This window comes from Austwickia sp. TVS 96-490-7B, assembly GCF_019331795.1.
In the GTDB taxonomy this organism is placed as follows: domain Bacteria; phylum Actinomycetota; class Actinomycetes; order Actinomycetales; family Dermatophilaceae; genus Austwickia.
The window spans coordinates 488,873-504,771 of record NZ_JAHPZL010000007.1; the positions used below are offsets into that span (position 1 = coordinate 488,873).

Here is a 15,899-nt window from a genome sequence, read left to right on the forward strand (position 1 = left end):
CTATGGGGGGCATCCATACAAACGATCGACGTGACCTCGTAAAACCCGATGTTTCGATATAGAGTTCTTATCGGAAGCTCACCCGAGACCACGAAGGAGCATCAGACACCATGTCGTTGATGAACACCCAGATCCTCCCGTTCAAGACCACGGCGTATAAGGCCGGTGAGTTCGTCGAGGTCTCCGACGCGGACGTCAAGGGCAAGTGGGGCATTTTCTTCTTCTACCCTGCCGACTTCACCTTCGTCTGCCCGACCGAGCTGGGCGACCTGGCCGACCACTACGACGAGCTGCAGAAGCTGGGCGTTGAGGTCTACTCGGTCTCCACCGACACCCACTTCGTCCACAAGGCCTGGGCGGACACCACCCCCACCATCGGCAAGATCAAGTACTTCATGCTCGGTGACGCCAGCGGCGAGATCACCAACAACTTCCAGAACATGCGTCCGGGCGTCGGCCTCGCCGACCGTGCGACCTTCCTGGTCGACCCCGAAGGCGTCATCCAGTACATCGAAACCACCGCCGAGGGCATCGGCCGTGAGGCTGACGCGCTGCTGCGCAAGGTCAAGGCTGCCCAGTACGTCGCGGCCCACCCGGGCGAGGTCTGCCCGGCCAAGTGGCAGGAAGGCGAGCAGACCCTCAAGCCGTCCATCGACCTCGTGGGCAAGATCTGACCCAAAGGGCCGATCGGCTTTTCCGCTGCTCCGCAGCACAGAGTTTTTCCGTGGTGGGCGGCCTCACTGGTCTACGGAACAATCTGTCACAGATGTTCCTTGCTGACCAGGTAGATGATTTCACCATCGACAGCTTCTCGAATCTATTGCAGGATGCTCCCGGTCGTCAATGAAGCTCTCCTCTTGACAGGTATCCCCATAGAGCAAGCAGCAAGTGATGGCCGAGCCATCCTCATCGACGGCACATACGTCCCAACTGGCAACCGCCCAGCTCAGGGGCAAGATCTCACCAAAGCCAACTACTCCGGTCAACGCCGTTGCCAGTGTGTCAGCATCCAGGTCGCTTCCACCTTGACCGGACAACTCTGAGCGATCTCCACACCGGTTCCCGGAGCTCGACATGACTCTGCTGCTCTCGACCTCACCGGCTGGTCACAGATCCTCGCAGAAAACCACACGCCATGGATTACAGACACCGCTGACATCGTCCATGGAGCACGAACGTCTCTCACAAAGAAGAAAAGACAAGAGCGAACCGACAACGAAAAACACTACAACACAGAATATCCAGTATTCGCAGCCATTTCGAACACGCCATCAGACACCTCACACAATGGACAATCCTCGCCACCGGCTATCGAGGCAGAACATCGACCCCCCCGATATCATTGCCGTCATCACCCGACTCGAGCTCTATCGACTTGGCTGGTAGCCAAGAATGACCTGGAAATACCTCGTGAATAACGCCCTATTTTTCTAAAAAGAGTTTTAAAGAAAAGAATCGGGAGCCGCCGAAAGTTAGATCGGCGAGCTCCCGATGCCTTATTCATCTCAGATGAACTGTCCAGAATATGGGAAAGGGGTGCCTAGGGATTGGCCACGAACGGCTGGCTTTGATATCACGTTTCCCCAAAAGACCGAACCGCTTCCGTTGGCCCCTACTCCAAGCCCTTTGAATACTTCGCGGTAACCCTTATACCCACAATCGGAACCAGGGAGAGGGACAGTAACATAATCGACGCATTCGTATCCTCTGGCTTGAACTACTGCTTGGGTGAATACACCATCATTCGCCTTCCAGGTGTATCCTCGAGTGTAACCCTTGTGGCCAAATACTCCACAGTTCTGCTCGGCTACTGGGCCAATTACGAACGGTGGCGCATAGAAGCTAGTCCAATCGCCACATCCTCTCATGGATTTTCCTCGCTGCATCTTATCAGCCGATTGTCCTGGTACCAGGGTTCCATCCGGGTAAAAAAGAACAGTACTCTTGTCGATGCTGCTGTCGATGTGAACATTAGAGTTCTTTGCTGCATCTGGAAGGCTCTTGAGTAAATCGAGGGAAAGCTGGGGGTTAGCTTTCACTAGAGGTAGATTCAGCAAATCGGAATCATGTGGTAGTGCAGCCAGAGACTCAGAGATTTTGGTTCGAGGTGAAGAAAATACTCCTCCATTCTCAGTGTCATTTGTTGCTGCATTAGCAGCCAAAACACCTGATGTGCAAGTGAAAGCTAAAACGGTCGGCACTGAGATCAAGATTTTCTTGACGGGTTTCACAGAATCCTCCAAAGTTGCGCATCGAGAGTGGATCACTGGACACATTTAGGGGTTCCTGATTGGAATTCGCTAGATACTAGTTGAATTCAAGCCGCTTAACTTATGTGAGCTTAGCGGGTACACCCAGGTTGCCCCATTTCGTGTACATTACAGGCAAAATGAATTTTTCATTGGAGATCGAAGCGACAATTCTGCATCTAGTTACGTCAGATATCTCTTGCCATCGTATATCTTTTTACAAAAGAAGTATGGGTGCCACTCAATGGTGGTGATCTAAGCATGCGAGAGTGATCCACTGTGCCATATGGGACTATTGGTCTAAGAGTTCAGATTGGTAAATCTGCGACTGGAAATACATAAGTGTTAGTTGAGATAGAAATCAAAACTCATCTCAGTTAGGAGCTGGAAATCTAGTGTCTTGAGTCGTTGATTCGTTGGCAGTAGCTGGCGAGGGTTTCGAGGATCTGGTCGGCGGATTTGGTCCACACGAACGGCTTGGGGTCCTTGTTCCAGTTCTGGGTCCAGGTGACGATGTCGCGTTCGAGCTCGATGACGCAGCGGTGGGTGGAGCGCTTCAGTTTGCGGCGGGTGAGTTCGGTGAACCATCGTTCGACCAGGCCCCGCCAGGACGGGCGAGGTTGGCGTGAAGTGCAGGACCACGCGGGGGTGCTTGAGTAGCCAGGCCTTGACGGCGGGCGTCTTGTGGGTGGCGTAGTTGTCGAGCACGAGGTGCAGTTCGAGGTCCGTGGGGGTGGCCTTGTCGACCTCTTTGAGGAAGCGGAGGAACTCAGCCGAGCGGTGGCGGCGGTAGTTCCGGGCGATGACCGCTCCGGTGAGAACGTCCATGGCCGCGAACACCGTGGTCGTGCCGTGACGGACGTAGTCGTGGGTCGCCCGCGCGGGCGTGCCCGGCATCATCGGCAGGATCGGTACTGTCCGGTCCAGCGCCTGAACTTGGGACTTCTCATCCACCGCCAGGACCAGGGCGTTCTCCGGTGGGGACATGTACAACCCGACGATGTCACAGGGCCTTGTCCACGAACGCCGGGTCTGTGGACAGCTTCCAGGAGTCCACCGCGTGAGGCTTGAGCCCGAACGCCCGCCACATCCGCGACACCTGGGTCTGATTCAACCCCTGATCGGCGGCCATCGAACGGGTCGACCAGTGCGTATCACCGTTCGGCGGCGCCCCTTCCAGCGTGCGCGAGATGAGTGCCCCGATCTGCTCATCGCTCAGCTTGCGCGGCTGCCCCGGACGAGGAGCATCCTCCAAGCCGTCCAACCGCGAGACCAAGAACCGGTCACGCCACTTCGTCACCGTCGGCGCACTGACCCCCAGCCGCCGCGCTACACCCGCAACAGAGGGCTCCTCCGCATATGCGAGCACAATCGAGGCCCGCTGAACCAACCTCACCGACGACGTCGGACGCTTCACCCACCCCGCCAAGACCGACCGTTCATGATCGGTCAGGACAAGAGACTTCGCGGCAGGACCCGGCACACACAGATCCTACCCGACCACCAGCGAACTAATGACTCAGGACACTAGCCTGGAGATTTTATGGCGGAGAGTGTGCCGTGACGTGAAAAATGCCCTTGAACTGCGAGGACAACGATTGTCGAATTCGGTATCCGCAGGTTAGAAGGGCACTTCATAGGTGAGTCGGCGTAGTGGGTCCCTAACCCAGATGTTGCATGGGGCGTTGCTGGTGGGGGCTGGGCCGTCGGTGACGCTCCGGTGGGGTTGATTGTGGTCGGTGGGTATGACAACGTGCCGGGGTGTCGCTCCCGGGTGAGTGTCGTCTTCCACGGGCGAAGGGGTGTCGGGGCCGTCGCTGGGATGGGGTGTCTGCTGTTCAGGGTGGGGACAGGCCGGTGAGGCAGTCCCAGCCGGTGGTGAACAGGACGGCCCAGGGCGCGGACTTCTTCACGTGCAGGAGACGTTGCCGGCTGGTGTGGGCCAGGGTCGCTGCGATGGTGAACAGCCGCAGCCGTAGCGTTTTCGGTTCCCACTGGCGGGCTTGGTGCTCGGGGTAGGCGAGCAGCCCGGTCCAGGTGAGGAGGTCGTTCGCGAGTTGGACGATGAGCAGCCAGATCCGGTTCTGGTCGAAGCCCTGCAACGGGAGGTTGGCCAGGCCACAGTCTTTGGCGATCCGGATCCGGTCTTTACAGCGGGCCCGGCGCCGATGGCGTAGTTCCAGGTCGGCGAGCTGCCCGCGGGTGGTGGGGGCACCTCCCGCTGCGATGATGGCGAAGCCATGCAGCGGGGGAGTGGTGACGAACGCGGTCAGCCGGTACCCCTCGACATCGCTGAACCGCAGTTGCGCGCCGGGGTGGGGCCGTTACTTCCGCACGATGACCCGCATCCCGGCTGGATACCCCGTCAGGAGGCCCTTGCTGGCGCGCAGGTCGGTGAACTCCACCACGGCAGCGCCCTGGCGGACGTCGCCGTCGGCGTCCAGGGCGACCTGCCAGGCTCTCTCGGGGATCAGGGCGTACAACGCCAGCGTGGCCGCGGGCAGGGTGTACCCGATCGAGTACGAGACCCCGCGGCAGTCCAGGAAGGACAAAAACTCGCGGGTGCCACCGCCGCCGTCAGCGCGGACCAGGACTTTCTTGCCCGGCCGGGACGGGTTGACCCCCGGAACGGCCGCCAGCGCGGTCTTGAGCACGGTGATGTGGTCGGCGGCCGTGTTCGAGCCGGCGTTGCCCGGGCGTAGCAGCATCCCCAGCGGTTCACCGGTGCCGTCGGGGCCATGGTCGACGAAGGCACACAGAGGATGGAACCCGAACCCGTGTTTGAACGTCGCCGCGGCCTGCTCCTTCTCGGAATGGGCCGTGATCAGCGTCGCGTCCAGATCGATGACCAGTGGATCCGCAGCCGAGGCCTGGTGGTTGGGAGCATACTGCCCGGCCCTGGCCCAGACGTGGGCCCGTGCCGCGGTACGGGCCGCGGCCACAGCTTTCTCCACCGAGTCGACGTCGGCGGTCAGGGCCGCGATCGTGCGGGAGATCGTGGCATCAGAGGCCACCAGGCCATACAGGCCCGGCTCAGCACGGATGAGCGCCACATCACGGCAGGCATCCCCACCCAACGCGAGAGTGATCGCCAGGTCCAGCAGCACCTTCGCCGGGTCGTGCCGCGCGAACGGCTTACGCCACGGCGACAATGCCGCACTCAATGCCCCGGTCAACCCCGCGGTCGCGCAGGCGGGGGCGTGTTGCTGGCCCGGCCCGCGAGAGTCTCGGGCCTGGCAACGGCGTCGAGCACCGCGGTGGCGCCGTGGCCCAGGCCGTTTGCTTGACGTGATCCGGCGAAGGTGCTGCTGGATGTAGCGATCTCGCTGGTCCTGGGCGGGTACGCCTGCCGTGATGTGGCGCTCATCCGTTCCGAGCCGGTCCTGTACGCCCCGATAGCTTCTGACGCCACGATTTCCCGCACGATTACAGCCTTGGCCACTGACGTGGCCGCTGTGGAAAAATCAGTGGCTGCTACGCATGCCGCGGCCCGGGCGCACGTGTGGACTCTGGCCGGTGGCCATGCCCCCTACCAGCAGAGGACGGTGACAGATCCGCAGGCCATCGACGTGGACGCGACGCTCATCATGGCCCATTCCGAGAAGGAGCAGGCCGGGGCCACGTTCAAGCACGGCTACGGGCTCCACCAGGTGCGTGCCTTCGCCGACCACACCAGACTGCTCAAGACTGCGCTAGCTGGGCTACCCCGGGATCAACACCTCCTTGTCCGGGGCAAAGTGTTGGTCTGCACCGATGGCGCCGGCAGCACCCGCGAGTTCTTGACCTTCCTGGGTCGCCGGGGTGTGTCATACTCGATCGGGTTCACCCTGCCCGCGTCGACACCAACATCATCTACGGACAGCTCGCCAACCTCGAACTAGGTCACCGGTGCCGGGACCGATACGAAGACCGAATCCGGATCGCCAAGGAGACTAGCCTGGCGAACATGCCGTTGCAGGGCTTCAATCAGAATTGGGTCGGGCTGCTGATCGTGCAGCTCGCGAACGACCTGCTCGGCCGGATTGGTCTGCTGCGTACCCCAACCAGGAAACCCTCCGCTGGGGACCCAAAACCTATGACTGCGGCTCTTCACCATCGCGGCGGTCCTGGCCCGCGCAAGCAGACAACGCTATCCCCACATCAAGAAGAACGCACCATGGGCTGATCTCTTCAACACCGGATGGGACCGCTTCGCTGTGCTACCCCCACCCTGAGCAGCACATACCCCTCCAAAAGACCGCCGTGACACCCTCGCCCCTAAACCATGACGCCCACCCGGGAGCGACATTCTGGTCGGTTCCACACCCAACAATCACAACCAACCCCACCGAGACGGCACCGACACTGCCACCCACACCAGAAACCCCCTATGCAACATCCTGACTAGACGGTATGTTAGCGACCCGGTCGTTGTGACGGGGTTGCGGGCCGGGGCCTCGCTCACGAGATTCGTGGGTTACCGGGCAGGCCGCCTGCTTGGCCTATCCGACATTCGTGGGAGGCCCCGGTGTTGACCGTGCGTACGAGCGTGGGGCTTGACGTGCACGCACGATCGGTCGTCGCAGCAGCGATCGAGGGCGTCACGGGCGAGCTCATCCAGACCAGACTGACCCCGTCGCATGAGCACATCCGTTCCTGGCTCGCCGATCTGCCGGGCCCAGTGGCGGTGGCTTACGAGGCGGGCCCGACCGGGTTCGGCCTGTCCCGGTCGCTGAGCGCAGCAGGGATCCGGTGCGAGGTCGTCGCGCCGAGCAAGCTCCAGGCGACCTGATGCGTGCCCGGCATCGGTTGTCCAAGCTGTTGTTGCGCCAGGGCATCGTCTACTGCGGCGGCCAGGCGTGGACCGAGGCCCACGACGTGTGGCTGCGCCGCCAACGGTTCGATTCACCGGCCCTGCGCATGACCTACGAGTCCGACTATGACGCGGTCCTGGCGGTGAAGACACGCCGGGACCGGCTCGATGAGGCGATCGCGGTGATGGCCGGCAACAGCGAGTTCACCCCCCTGGTGCGGCGGCTGGGGTGCCTGCGTGGTGTCAGCAACCTGAGGGCGCTGGCCCTCACGGTTGAGATCGGCGACTGGAACCGGTTCACCGGCAACACCATCGGCGCGTTCGTCGCTCTGGTCCCATCCGAGTACTCCTCCGGTCAGTCACGGGTGCAAGGCTCGATCACCAAGACCGGCAACACCCACGTGCGCAGGTTGCTAGTCGAGGCAGCTTGGCATCACCGTGCCCGCTACGTCGTCGGCAAGACCATGCACCAGCGGTGGGAACTCGCCTCACCCGCGGCTCGTGCCCGCGGGGACGCCGTCAACCGTCGACTGCACGCACGGTGGAACACCGTCCGCGAGCGTCGCAAGCGGCACGTGGTCGCCAACGTCGCCACCGCCCGCGAGCTGGCCAGCTGGTGCTAGTCCCTGGCCGTGCTCGAGGAGTAACCCGCCACCCACAAGCCGCTTCGTCGACCAGCGCGATGGAAGCAGCGCGTGCAGCGACCCGCGAAACAACTAGGAGCAGCCCAGCCGTGCTGGACGACGCTCGATCCTAGACACGCGGTCCGCTCCTGGCGAACACCCCGTCCTGCGGTAACCAACCCGCGCATATCAGTCTGACCGCGCGTCGCCAACGACACGCTCACCGCCGACCAGGTCGATGAAACAGAGACACCCGCCCCCACCAACGGGGACGGGCGCCTCACCCTGCCTCGTGACAGGCAGCCACCACATATCAGCTGTTGCGGGGCAGGAGGTTGGTGACGCGGTAGTGCGTTGAGGTGGGCAGGTCCCTGCGGCGACAGGATGAGGGTGTCGAAGCCTTCATCACGTCGAGTCAGCCGAGGAACCTGCCCTGTGTCGCACAGTAACGCCCCGTTGAGCCTGGAAGGCCGCCGACGTCTGGTCCAGCGCTGTCAGTCCCGCCCGATCAGCCATGTCGCAGCCGAGATGGGAATCTGCCGTGCGTGCGCCTCGAAATGGGTCAACCGGTGGCGGCGCTACAGCGACCTGAGCTTGCAGGACCGGCCCAGCACGCCCCGACGTACCCCGAATGCGACCCGCCCCGAGGTCGTCACCCGGATTGAGCGCTGGCGCCGGGAACACAAGTGGTCAGCGGCCCGGATCGCCCACGAACTGGCTGCCCAGGGCGTGTGGATCGATCGACGCACCGTCACACGCCACCTAGCCCGGCTCGGGATCGCACGACGGAAGTTCCTCGATCCCGACGCAACCACGACCCGTGAGCCCTAACCCATCGTCGCCCGCTGGCCAGGGCACATGATCCACATCGACATCAAGAAGGTCGGAGGGATCCTCGACGGTGGCCGGTGGCGCGCCCACGGACGGGACAGCGCCGCGCATCGCGCCGCCGCTCGGGCCAAGACCACCGGCGCGCGAGGCGGCTACGTCTACCTGCACTCGGCCGTGGACGGGTTCTCCCGCCTGGCCTACACCGAACACCTTCCCGATGAGAAGGGCACCACCGCCGCAGCGTTCCTGACCCGCGCGAAAGCCTGGTTCGCCGCGCACGGGATCAACCACATCCACCGCATCGTCACCGACAACGGGGCCTGCTACCGCGCCGGTGAGTTCAACCTGATCATCGGCACCGCGACCCGCCATCAATACACCCGGCCCTACACCCCACGACACAACGGCAAGGTCGAGCGGGACAACCGGATCCTGTCCGAAGAGCTGCTCTACGCCCGCGTCTACACCAGCGAAAACCGAACACGCCAACGCCATCGCGACCCGGAACATGCACTACAACTACCATCGACCCCACAGCACCGCAGGCGGCCTCCCCCAGCCTCACGCGTCCGCGACGCTGTCACCAACGGCCTGCCCTGCTACAACTAGATCTTCAAAGACGATTGCCATGCCGATGTCGACATCATTTGAAGCGCCTGCCAGCGGATCATCGTCGCCGACTCTGACCCCGATCCACCCATCTGGAAGACGAGGAAGGACTCTCCTGATCGACACCATCACCTGAAGCGACCCGGCAGCCCTAAGCGAGGCCATCCGCGTCAACTGGACACTGAACTATCGCGCCCGCAGCCTCACCTACACCGACAGAATCAAGTAGCACCCATACCGATGATTGGGAGGTGCTGAAAATCTCTCCGACGGCAACATAGACAAGAGCGATGCACCGTCATCTGGATCCCACCATTCCAAAGGTCGCCGTCCACTGCCCACAGCTACTGGTCCAGCTTACAGATGGAACCTCAGAGTAGCTCAACATGCCGCAAGCCTCTGTTAAGCAACGCAATGAGTACTTTATGGTAGTTTGAATTTCAATGTCTATTCATCAACTCTAAAGGAAAGGAAAAAGATGAAATTGTTGCATTAGGGCGTTATTCACGAGCGGTTAGAAGTCGGACGACCCGCCCGTTGCAAGGGCCTGCGACCTGCAGGTTTCCTGACTCTCCTTAAGGGGGTAAAACCCTCGTGAATAACGCCCTTAGTAGCAAGTATAAAAATACCCATCATTGATCCGATGTCGCATCGATTTCACAAGAAATCGGTTATGGAAAGAGGGCGTTATTCACGAGGGTTTCACCCCCTTGAGGAGAGTCAGGAAACCTGCAGGTCACAGGCCCTTGCAACGGACGGGTCGTCCGACTTCTAATCGCTCGTGAATAACGCCCAGAGAAGTCAATCCAAGAGTTTAACTTGTGGAATCAGTTAATAAAGGCGTTATTCACGAGGGATTAAACGTCAGGCGACCCACCCGTTGCAAGTGCCTGTGAACTGCAGGTTTCCTGACTTTCCTCAAGGGGGGTGAACCCTTCGTGAATAACGCCCTAATTAGGGGCTGCTTATCTCATCATTCCTACCGTAAACAATAGAAAGGCAAGTGGGCATCATGGAGAAGGTAAAATCTGATCTGCGGCGTGCAATCCTTCCATTTCTCATATTAAGTCTTCTGAAGGAAAAGCCTTGGTATGCATATGGGGTGGCGCTTCATCTGCAAAAAATTGCCCCGAATGCGTGCAGGAATTGTGATATCAGTACAGTTTTTACACGCCTCGCAAAGGATGGGCTTATATCTCCAACTAATGGCCCCTCCCCTCAGGGAAAGTGTCGTTTATATTACCAGATCACGCCAAGTGGGGCCAATGCACTCGAACAGTTTTATGAAGAATTCAACTTATGGCATACTTATGTCATGGAAGTTTGAAGCATTATATATCAGAGATTTATGCCCTTGGTGCAAATCTGAACGGGTGCGTCTCAAGGTCCACTCAGGCAATTGATTTGATCCAGTTCTCGGCATTCATGAATAACGCTCTAAAGGTTGCAATTATGGGGTGTTTAGTGCGTTATTCACGCGGCGTTTCTAGGCTATTCATGGTTGCTGGTCGATTCGGTAGAGCCCGAGTCGTGTGACCACGGCAATGACGTCGGTGATTTGGGTGAGTCTTCATGGCATCTTCATGGCAGCAGGTGGCGAGTGTTTTTCATTGTTTGAGGTGGCTGATGGCGTGTTCGCCATGGGGGCGAATGTAGGGGATGCTTTTGTTGTAGCGTTTTCGTGGTCGGCTCATTGTTATCTTTGCTTTTTCTTCAGTGGTGTCAGTGTGTCATGGGTGGCATAGGCGATGTCTGCAATCCATGGGCTGTGGTGTTCTGTCAGGATGTGTAACTTGCAGGTGAGGTCGAAGGATGCAGAGCCGTGTCGTACTCCTGGAACTGCTATGGAGGTCGCCAGGAGTTGCCCTTCCAAGATGGAGGCGACCCTGGATGCTCAGGCATTGACAGCGGTGCTTCCCTGGGAAGGCGACTTTTGTCACTGCTGTTCCTAGGGCTGGGCCGAGACAGTTCGGGACGGAGGTACCGTCGATCAAAATCACTCATCCATCACCAGCGGCTTCCTCTAGGGAGATAACGGTGAAGGTCAGGGATTCATCGATCACAGGGAGTATCCTGCGGTAGATCCTAGAAGCTGTCGATTGTGAAATGTCCACCAGATCAGCAAGGAACATCTGTGACAGATTGTTCCGTAGAAGTTCCAGGATGAGGGTGACTTTCTCTTTGGTTAGCAGCCGATGTTTTTATATATGTGTAAGGTGACAGGTGTGTATCGGCTGTTTCCTGGGGTGCGGGGCGCGGGTGGCTAGCACCCCAGGAATAACGCACTTATCTGATAAAATTTATGTTTGCTTTCTCGGTGTAATTTTTACTGCCGAGGAGTAAGTGCTCTTTCCCCTGGGCTGAGGGTGTTATTTACGAGCGGTGAGACGTCGGGCGACCTGTCCGCTGCAAGAGCCTGCTACCTGCAGGTCTTCTGGCTCTCCATAAGGGGGTAAATCCCTCGTGAATAACGCCCTGAGAAGATTTGCCGTAAAGATATTCCAGGATGCAGGGGTGGAGTCAGTCGAGAGATGAACGACGTTGTGAAAGACCGGGCCTGGCCGCAGTCGCATGCTGGCCGGTGGGCCATGGGAGTGGCCATGTGCCTACCGTTCGGGGTGTTCACCATGCTGGGCCTGCGAGGCGGCAGCAATTTGTGGCGCCCCAGGAGTTCACCGATCCAGTCGTCGAGGCACTGAGCGCGGCCCGACAACCTCGACTCCCAATGGGGTGACCCGGGACATCAGTCCCCGATCAGCGGTGGCCACGGTGACGACGACAGCTGGGCCGGCCACGGTGAGAGCTTCACAACAGTTCACGATCTCGTCATCGCCGCTGCCAGCCGCGTGCACTGTCTCCACCTTTCCCGCGATACCCGCGTCGACGCCGCTGCGGGCCCGCCCTTCCAGCACTAAAACCACTCGGTCATAGGTCAGACGGCCTGCCTCCACCGCAGTTGACACCGCTTGATGCAGACGCCGAGCCGCGCCAGCCCGGTCCCGCCACCAACCGTCCGGGACAGAACCCATCACGTTGGCGACGTCGACCACTAAGACGTGCTGGCCTCGTCCGGTCATCGCAGCACAGCTGGGTCGAGACGAGTGATCTCCACGACAGGCATGGCTCCATCCTCCGACACGAATGCCACCCTCCCCGCACTGGGTTGCCTCGCCCGGCAAAAGACCTGGTCCGGTGAGATGCGACCAGCTTTAAGCCTTCACGAAAAAGTCCACGAATGACCCCGCCCCCATCGGATCCGATTTGCGGAGATCGCCACTGATCGGCATTTTGTTGGCATCACGCCAGCAAACGCAGGGGGGCGGAGCGAAGTCCGACGGCATGTCAACGCCGACACCTCGAACTCGCACCGGGGATTCGCTGGTCGGCAACCGGAAGGACGCGGTGAACGCGCACCTCGTCAGTGTTCATGCCCGAGATGAACACGGTGTCGCCCCTAGCGTTGGCCACGCCAATGAGCTGGAGGGTCAACCGGAGGAAAGGCCAGACGCGGTATCGGATGGAACGCAAGGTGAGACGGTGGCGTCAGCTCGTCGTCACCAGGGGAGCAATCATTAGCAGGAAATCCTGCGCCGTCGACTCCGGGAGCAAATTCGGGTCCAGAGCGGCCACCGTCGCTGTCCCGCAAAGCCAGGCCAAGACATGCCCTGCAAGGTCCGGGGCGTGCTCTGACCACGACGGCTCCGAGGAACGCCGAAATAACGCCTCGCATCTGGCGTGCCAGGCCATCAAAGTGCCTGTCGGGACGGTCAATCCATCAGTGATAGACAGCGTGGGATGGAGTGTCAGTGACATGACGTCGCGGAATTGCCGGTCGCAGCGCAGCGCCTTCACCCACCGGTCCAGAAATAGCGCCAGGCGATGGGGCAATGGAGCATCAATGGCGAAGACCTCCCACGGGGCTTCAGCCAGCGACATCCAGTAATGGTCGACTACTTCGTCGTACAGCGATCTTTTGTCCTGAAAGTGGTGGTAGACGGCGCCGCGGGTGACTCCGGCGAGCGCGGCGACGTCGGCGAGGCGGGTCGGTCCGTAGCCGTCACGGGCGAAGACACTCAATCCTGCTGCGAGGATGTCGAGCCGGGTTTGTGCGGTGAGTTCCGCTGTGCGCCTCATGGTTTCAAACCTACCGTTGCGCTGAGCGGGGGTTCCGAGGGTCGGCGGCGGGGTGGCAGTGCCCGGCTGGTTGTCGGGTGTTGGCGCGCTGCGTCGAGTCAATCGGCGTACGTCGGTGCCGGTCGTCGACGCTGAAGGTCACGTGTTGGACACGTGCCCATGACGGGTGAGTCACACCCCCCCTGTCAGGGGTGCTCGGTCAATACGATCGGTGCCATGAAGGCGCCCCTAGCCGTGCTCGTCGCCGGCACACTCATGTCTCCTCTGCCCGCCGCTGCTGTCGGGTCCGCCCCCTCGCTCACCTCGATCCCTGCCGCCGTCTCGGCCGCCGCGGCATCAGCAGCTGCCACGCCGATCGCCGCGGCACCGGCCGCTGCCGCTGGGGCCGCCCGGTGGGGCACTGCTGGCCGGTGGATCACCGATGAGCAAGGTCGAGTCGTCATCACCCACGGTGTCAACGAGGTGGAGAAAAACAGCCCGTTTGCGCCTGATGCGGTCGGTTTTGATGAGGAGGACGCCAAGTTCCTCCAGCAGCAGGGATTCACCAGTGTCCGGTTGGGGACCATCTGGGCTGGAGTTGAGCCGAAGCCTGGCCAGTTCGACGACGCCTACCTGGCGCGGATTAAGCGCACCGTGGACATGCTGCACCGGCACGGGATTGCTTCTCTGCTGGACTTCCACCAGGACATGGTCAATCCCAAGTTCCAGGGGAACGGCTGGCCTGACTGGGCGGTCCTCGACGGTGGCGCGCCGAACGTCATCAAAGCGGGATTCCCCGGCAACTACTTCCTCAACATGGGTGTGAAGAACTCGTACGAGAGTTTCATGAACGACAAACCGGCATCTGACGGGGTCGGTATCGCCACCCATTACGCCAAAGCGTGGGCGCACACGGCGGCGTACTTTAAGGGCACCCCCGGGGTGATGGGTTTTGACCTGTACAACGAGCCGTTCCCTGGCCACGACTACCTGGGCTGCATCATGCGCGTCGACGGTTGTCCCGCGCAGGACGCGAAGCTGTCTGCGGTGCAGCAAAAGTCGATCGACGCGATCCGTGCGGTCGACCCGGCCACCACGATTTATTACGAGCCGATGCAGTTCTTCAACATCGCCAAACCCACGAATGTGGCGGTCAAGGGCAAGAACCTCGCGTTTTCCTTCCACGACTACTGCACTAACCAGGCCGTGTTCAAGAACTACTACGGGTGCAAGTCGCCGGACCGGAAGGTCTTCGAGAACGCCGAGCAGCAGTACCGCAAGCACGACCACGCTTTGCTGATGACCGAATTCGGTGCGATCACCGCTAAAGACGTGTTGCACGCTCAGACGAACCTGGCGATGGAAAATCGGGTCGGCTACCAGTACTGGGCCTACACCGGTGGCGACCCCACCACAGCTGGTCCGGGCAACGAGCAGGCCTTGGTCTTTGACACGAAGAAGCCCCCGACGGGCAACAACGTCGACTGGAAGAAACTCGAAGCGATCGCCGTGCCTCATCCCGACCGGGTCGCAGGTGTCCCGGGACGGTATGGCTACGACCGCAACACCAAGACCTTCACTATGAAGTGGGTGGCAGATAAAGCCACCAGCGGGGTCTTCGGGGCCGGATCGATCACTACGGTGCGGATCCCCGCTATCGCCATGCCAAAGGGCTACACCATCAAAGCAACTGGTGCGAAGGTGGTGTCCAAGCCGGATGCTCCGACGGTCGAATTGGCCTGGGAGAAGGGCGTGACGGCGGCTGAGGTGACCATCGTCGCGAAGCGCTGACCTGCGTCATCATCGGTGGCTTTGCCGGTTCACCCCGACAAGGCCACCGATGGTTGACCAACTTGACTGATTCTTGAACAGCTGTTGACGAGGCCGGGATGTGACTGGCCCCGTGCGTGTCGATGAGAACGGTGTACGGCAGACAGGGGGCCGGTCGGGGGACCGGAACGGGGAGTCGCCGTCCACGGGGTCGGTCGTGGAGACCGGATGGGGGGCTGTGGTGTGGGGCCACGGGGTGCGGAAAGTGGGGACGGGGAAAACAGGGGAAGGGGAATTGGGGGAGGGGAATGACGTGGATCGGGGACGGACGCCGGGGACTAGCGGGTCCCGGCGTCCGGATCCACGCTGGCCAGACTTTCCAGCACGGGCAGAGCAGCAGCCAATGTGGCTTGATCTGCGGGGGAGAGCTCACGCACTCGGTCATGGAGCACTTGAAGCCGGTTACCGCGTCGCGAGTCCAACATGGACCGTCCATTGTCGGTGGCAGTCACCAGATGCGCCCGCCGGTCTGCGGGATCAGTGGTGCGTTCGACCAGCCCAGCGGACTCTAGAGTCGCCAAAACTCGCGTCGTTGACGGCGCTGAGATTCCTTCGAGTTCCGCGAGTCGTCCCGGCCGGATCGGTCCTTCGGCCAACAGCGTGGACAGCGCGGAAAACCCGCCATGACCCAGCGGGGTCGGTGGCGCAGCTCGTCGGACAGACCGGGTGATCCGTCCCAGGGCGACATACAAGCGGGCACCGATGTCCTCGGTCATAGGGGCAGCGACCTCCTGGGCATAGCGGTGCCCGGCCCGCGCGCGATTCACGCTCGAGATCCATGTCAGGGCACCAGGTGCAACGGGGTAAGGGTAACTGTCGCACCTGAATTGGGAAGACCCTGGGGGCTGAGTA

At 60.8% G+C, this 15,899-nt stretch carries 13 protein-coding genes and 3 pseudogenes; 9 read left to right on the forward strand and 7 right to left on the reverse strand.

Annotation, left to right across the window (positions count from 1 at the left end):
- Positions 1-110 precede the first annotated feature (110 nt).
- Both ahpC and KEM60_RS10320 read left to right on the forward strand, forming a co-directional pair.
- Positions 111-674: an alkyl hydroperoxide reductase subunit C gene (gene ahpC / locus KEM60_RS10315; protein WP_219107481.1), complete on the forward strand. Its 564-nt coding sequence runs from the start codon at positions 111-113 to the stop codon at positions 672-674.
- 153 nt (positions 675-827) lie between these two features.
- Entirely contained in the window at positions 828-1,043 is a 216-nt protein-coding gene (locus KEM60_RS10320; protein WP_219107483.1) for a hypothetical protein, read from the forward strand.
- Between the two features lie 462 nt (positions 1,044-1,505).
- Here the strand turns inward: KEM60_RS10320 and KEM60_RS10325 are convergent, their stop codons facing one another.
- The 3 genes and pseudogenes from KEM60_RS10325 to KEM60_RS10335 all read right to left on the reverse strand — a co-directional run bounded on the left by KEM60_RS10325 (position 1,506) and on the right by KEM60_RS10335 (position 5,542).
- Positions 1,506-2,231, reverse strand: a complete 726-nt coding sequence (locus tag KEM60_RS10325) for a hypothetical protein (RefSeq protein ID WP_219107485.1) — start codon at positions 2,229-2,231, stop codon at positions 1,506-1,508.
- Between the two features lie 410 nt (positions 2,232-2,641).
- Positions 2,642-3,732: pseudogene (locus tag KEM60_RS10330) on the reverse strand (IS630 family transposase).
- 355 nt (positions 3,733-4,087) lie between these two features.
- Positions 4,088-5,542, reverse strand: a pseudogene (locus tag KEM60_RS10335) (IS1380 family transposase).
- Positions 5,543-5,551: 9 nt separating this feature from the next.
- On the opposite strand from KEM60_RS10335, the gene KEM60_RS10340 reads away from it, so the two are divergent.
- The 6 genes and pseudogenes from KEM60_RS10340 to KEM60_RS10360 all read left to right on the forward strand — a co-directional run bounded on the left by KEM60_RS10340 (position 5,552) and on the right by KEM60_RS10360 (position 10,431).
- On the forward strand, positions 5,552-6,130 hold the full coding sequence (locus tag KEM60_RS10340; RefSeq protein ID WP_219107487.1) for a transposase: 579 nt from the start codon (positions 5,552-5,554) through the stop codon (positions 6,128-6,130).
- A 65-nt stretch (positions 6,131-6,195) separates the two neighbouring features.
- Complete coding sequence (locus tag KEM60_RS10345; RefSeq protein ID WP_219107494.1) at positions 6,196-6,414, forward strand: hypothetical protein; 219 nt, start codon at positions 6,196-6,198, stop codon at positions 6,412-6,414.
- Positions 6,415-6,756: 342 nt separating this feature from the next.
- Positions 6,757-7,020, forward strand: a complete 264-nt coding sequence (locus tag KEM60_RS16590) for a hypothetical protein (RefSeq protein ID WP_255574491.1) — start codon at positions 6,757-6,759, stop codon at positions 7,018-7,020.
- Positions 6,981-7,664, forward strand: coding sequence for a transposase (locus KEM60_RS10350; RefSeq protein ID WP_255574492.1), 684 nt, complete (start codon positions 6,981-6,983; stop codon positions 7,662-7,664). Before KEM60_RS16590 ends, KEM60_RS10350 begins: the two co-directional genes overlap by 40 nt.
- 435 nt (positions 7,665-8,099) lie before the next feature.
- Positions 8,100-9,104 (forward strand): annotated as a pseudogene (locus KEM60_RS10355) (IS481 family transposase).
- A gap of 1,012 nt (positions 9,105-10,116) precedes the next feature.
- A complete protein-coding gene (locus KEM60_RS10360) occupies positions 10,117-10,431 on the forward strand; it encodes a PadR family transcriptional regulator (protein WP_255574513.1) in 315 nt (104 codons plus the stop codon).
- Between the two features lie 673 nt (positions 10,432-11,104).
- Here KEM60_RS10360 and KEM60_RS16940 read toward each other — a convergent pair.
- From KEM60_RS16940 to KEM60_RS10375, 3 genes are all read right to left on the reverse strand, one after another.
- Complete coding sequence (locus KEM60_RS16940; RefSeq protein WP_219107588.1) at positions 11,105-11,296, reverse strand: transposase family protein; 192 nt, start codon at positions 11,294-11,296, stop codon at positions 11,105-11,107.
- Positions 11,297-11,776: 480 nt separating this feature from the next.
- Positions 11,777-12,181: a hypothetical protein gene (locus tag KEM60_RS10370; RefSeq protein ID WP_219107498.1), complete on the reverse strand. Its 405-nt coding sequence runs from the start codon at positions 12,179-12,181 to the stop codon at positions 11,777-11,779.
- A 466-nt stretch (positions 12,182-12,647) separates the two neighbouring features.
- The gene (locus KEM60_RS10375; RefSeq protein WP_219107500.1) at positions 12,648-13,238 is read right to left on the reverse strand and encodes a TetR/AcrR family transcriptional regulator; all 591 of its coding nucleotides are present in this window, start codon (positions 13,236-13,238) and stop codon (positions 12,648-12,650) included.
- Positions 13,239-13,454: 216 nt separating this feature from the next.
- Here KEM60_RS10375 and KEM60_RS10380 point away from each other — a divergent pair, with 216 nt between their 5' ends.
- On the forward strand, positions 13,455-15,008 hold the full coding sequence (locus tag KEM60_RS10380; RefSeq protein ID WP_219107502.1) for a cellulase family glycosylhydrolase: 1,554 nt from the start codon (positions 13,455-13,457) through the stop codon (positions 15,006-15,008).
- 317 nt (positions 15,009-15,325) lie between these two features.
- On the opposite strand, the gene KEM60_RS10385 is transcribed toward KEM60_RS10380, so the two are convergent.
- A complete protein-coding gene (locus KEM60_RS10385; RefSeq protein ID WP_219107504.1) occupies positions 15,326-15,814 on the reverse strand; it encodes a MarR family winged helix-turn-helix transcriptional regulator in 489 nt (162 codons plus the stop codon).
- Between the last annotated feature and the right edge of the window lie 85 nt (positions 15,815-15,899).

Excerpts from the sequence above, each read along its gene's own strand:
- ahpC (WP_219107481.1), top strand. The coding sequence starts at position 111 with ATGTCGTTGATGAACACCCAGATCCTCCCGTTCAAGACCACGGCGTAT.
- KEM60_RS10320 (WP_219107483.1), top strand. The coding sequence starts at position 828 with ATGCTCCCGGTCGTCAATGAAGCTCTCCTCTTGACAGGTATCCCCATA.
- KEM60_RS10345 (WP_219107494.1), top strand. The coding sequence starts at position 6,196 with ATGCCGTTGCAGGGCTTCAATCAGAATTGGGTCGGGCTGCTGATCGTG.
- KEM60_RS10360 (WP_255574513.1), top strand. The coding sequence starts at position 10,117 with ATGGAGAAGGTAAAATCTGATCTGCGGCGTGCAATCCTTCCATTTCTC.
- KEM60_RS10370 (WP_219107498.1), bottom strand. The coding sequence starts at position 12,181 with ATGACCGGACGAGGCCAGCACGTCTTAGTGGTCGACGTCGCCAACGTG.
- KEM60_RS10375 (WP_219107500.1), bottom strand. The coding sequence starts at position 13,238 with ATGAGGCGCACAGCGGAACTCACCGCACAAACCCGGCTCGACATCCTC.
- KEM60_RS10380 (WP_219107502.1), top strand. The coding sequence starts at position 13,455 with ATGAAGGCGCCCCTAGCCGTGCTCGTCGCCGGCACACTCATGTCTCCT.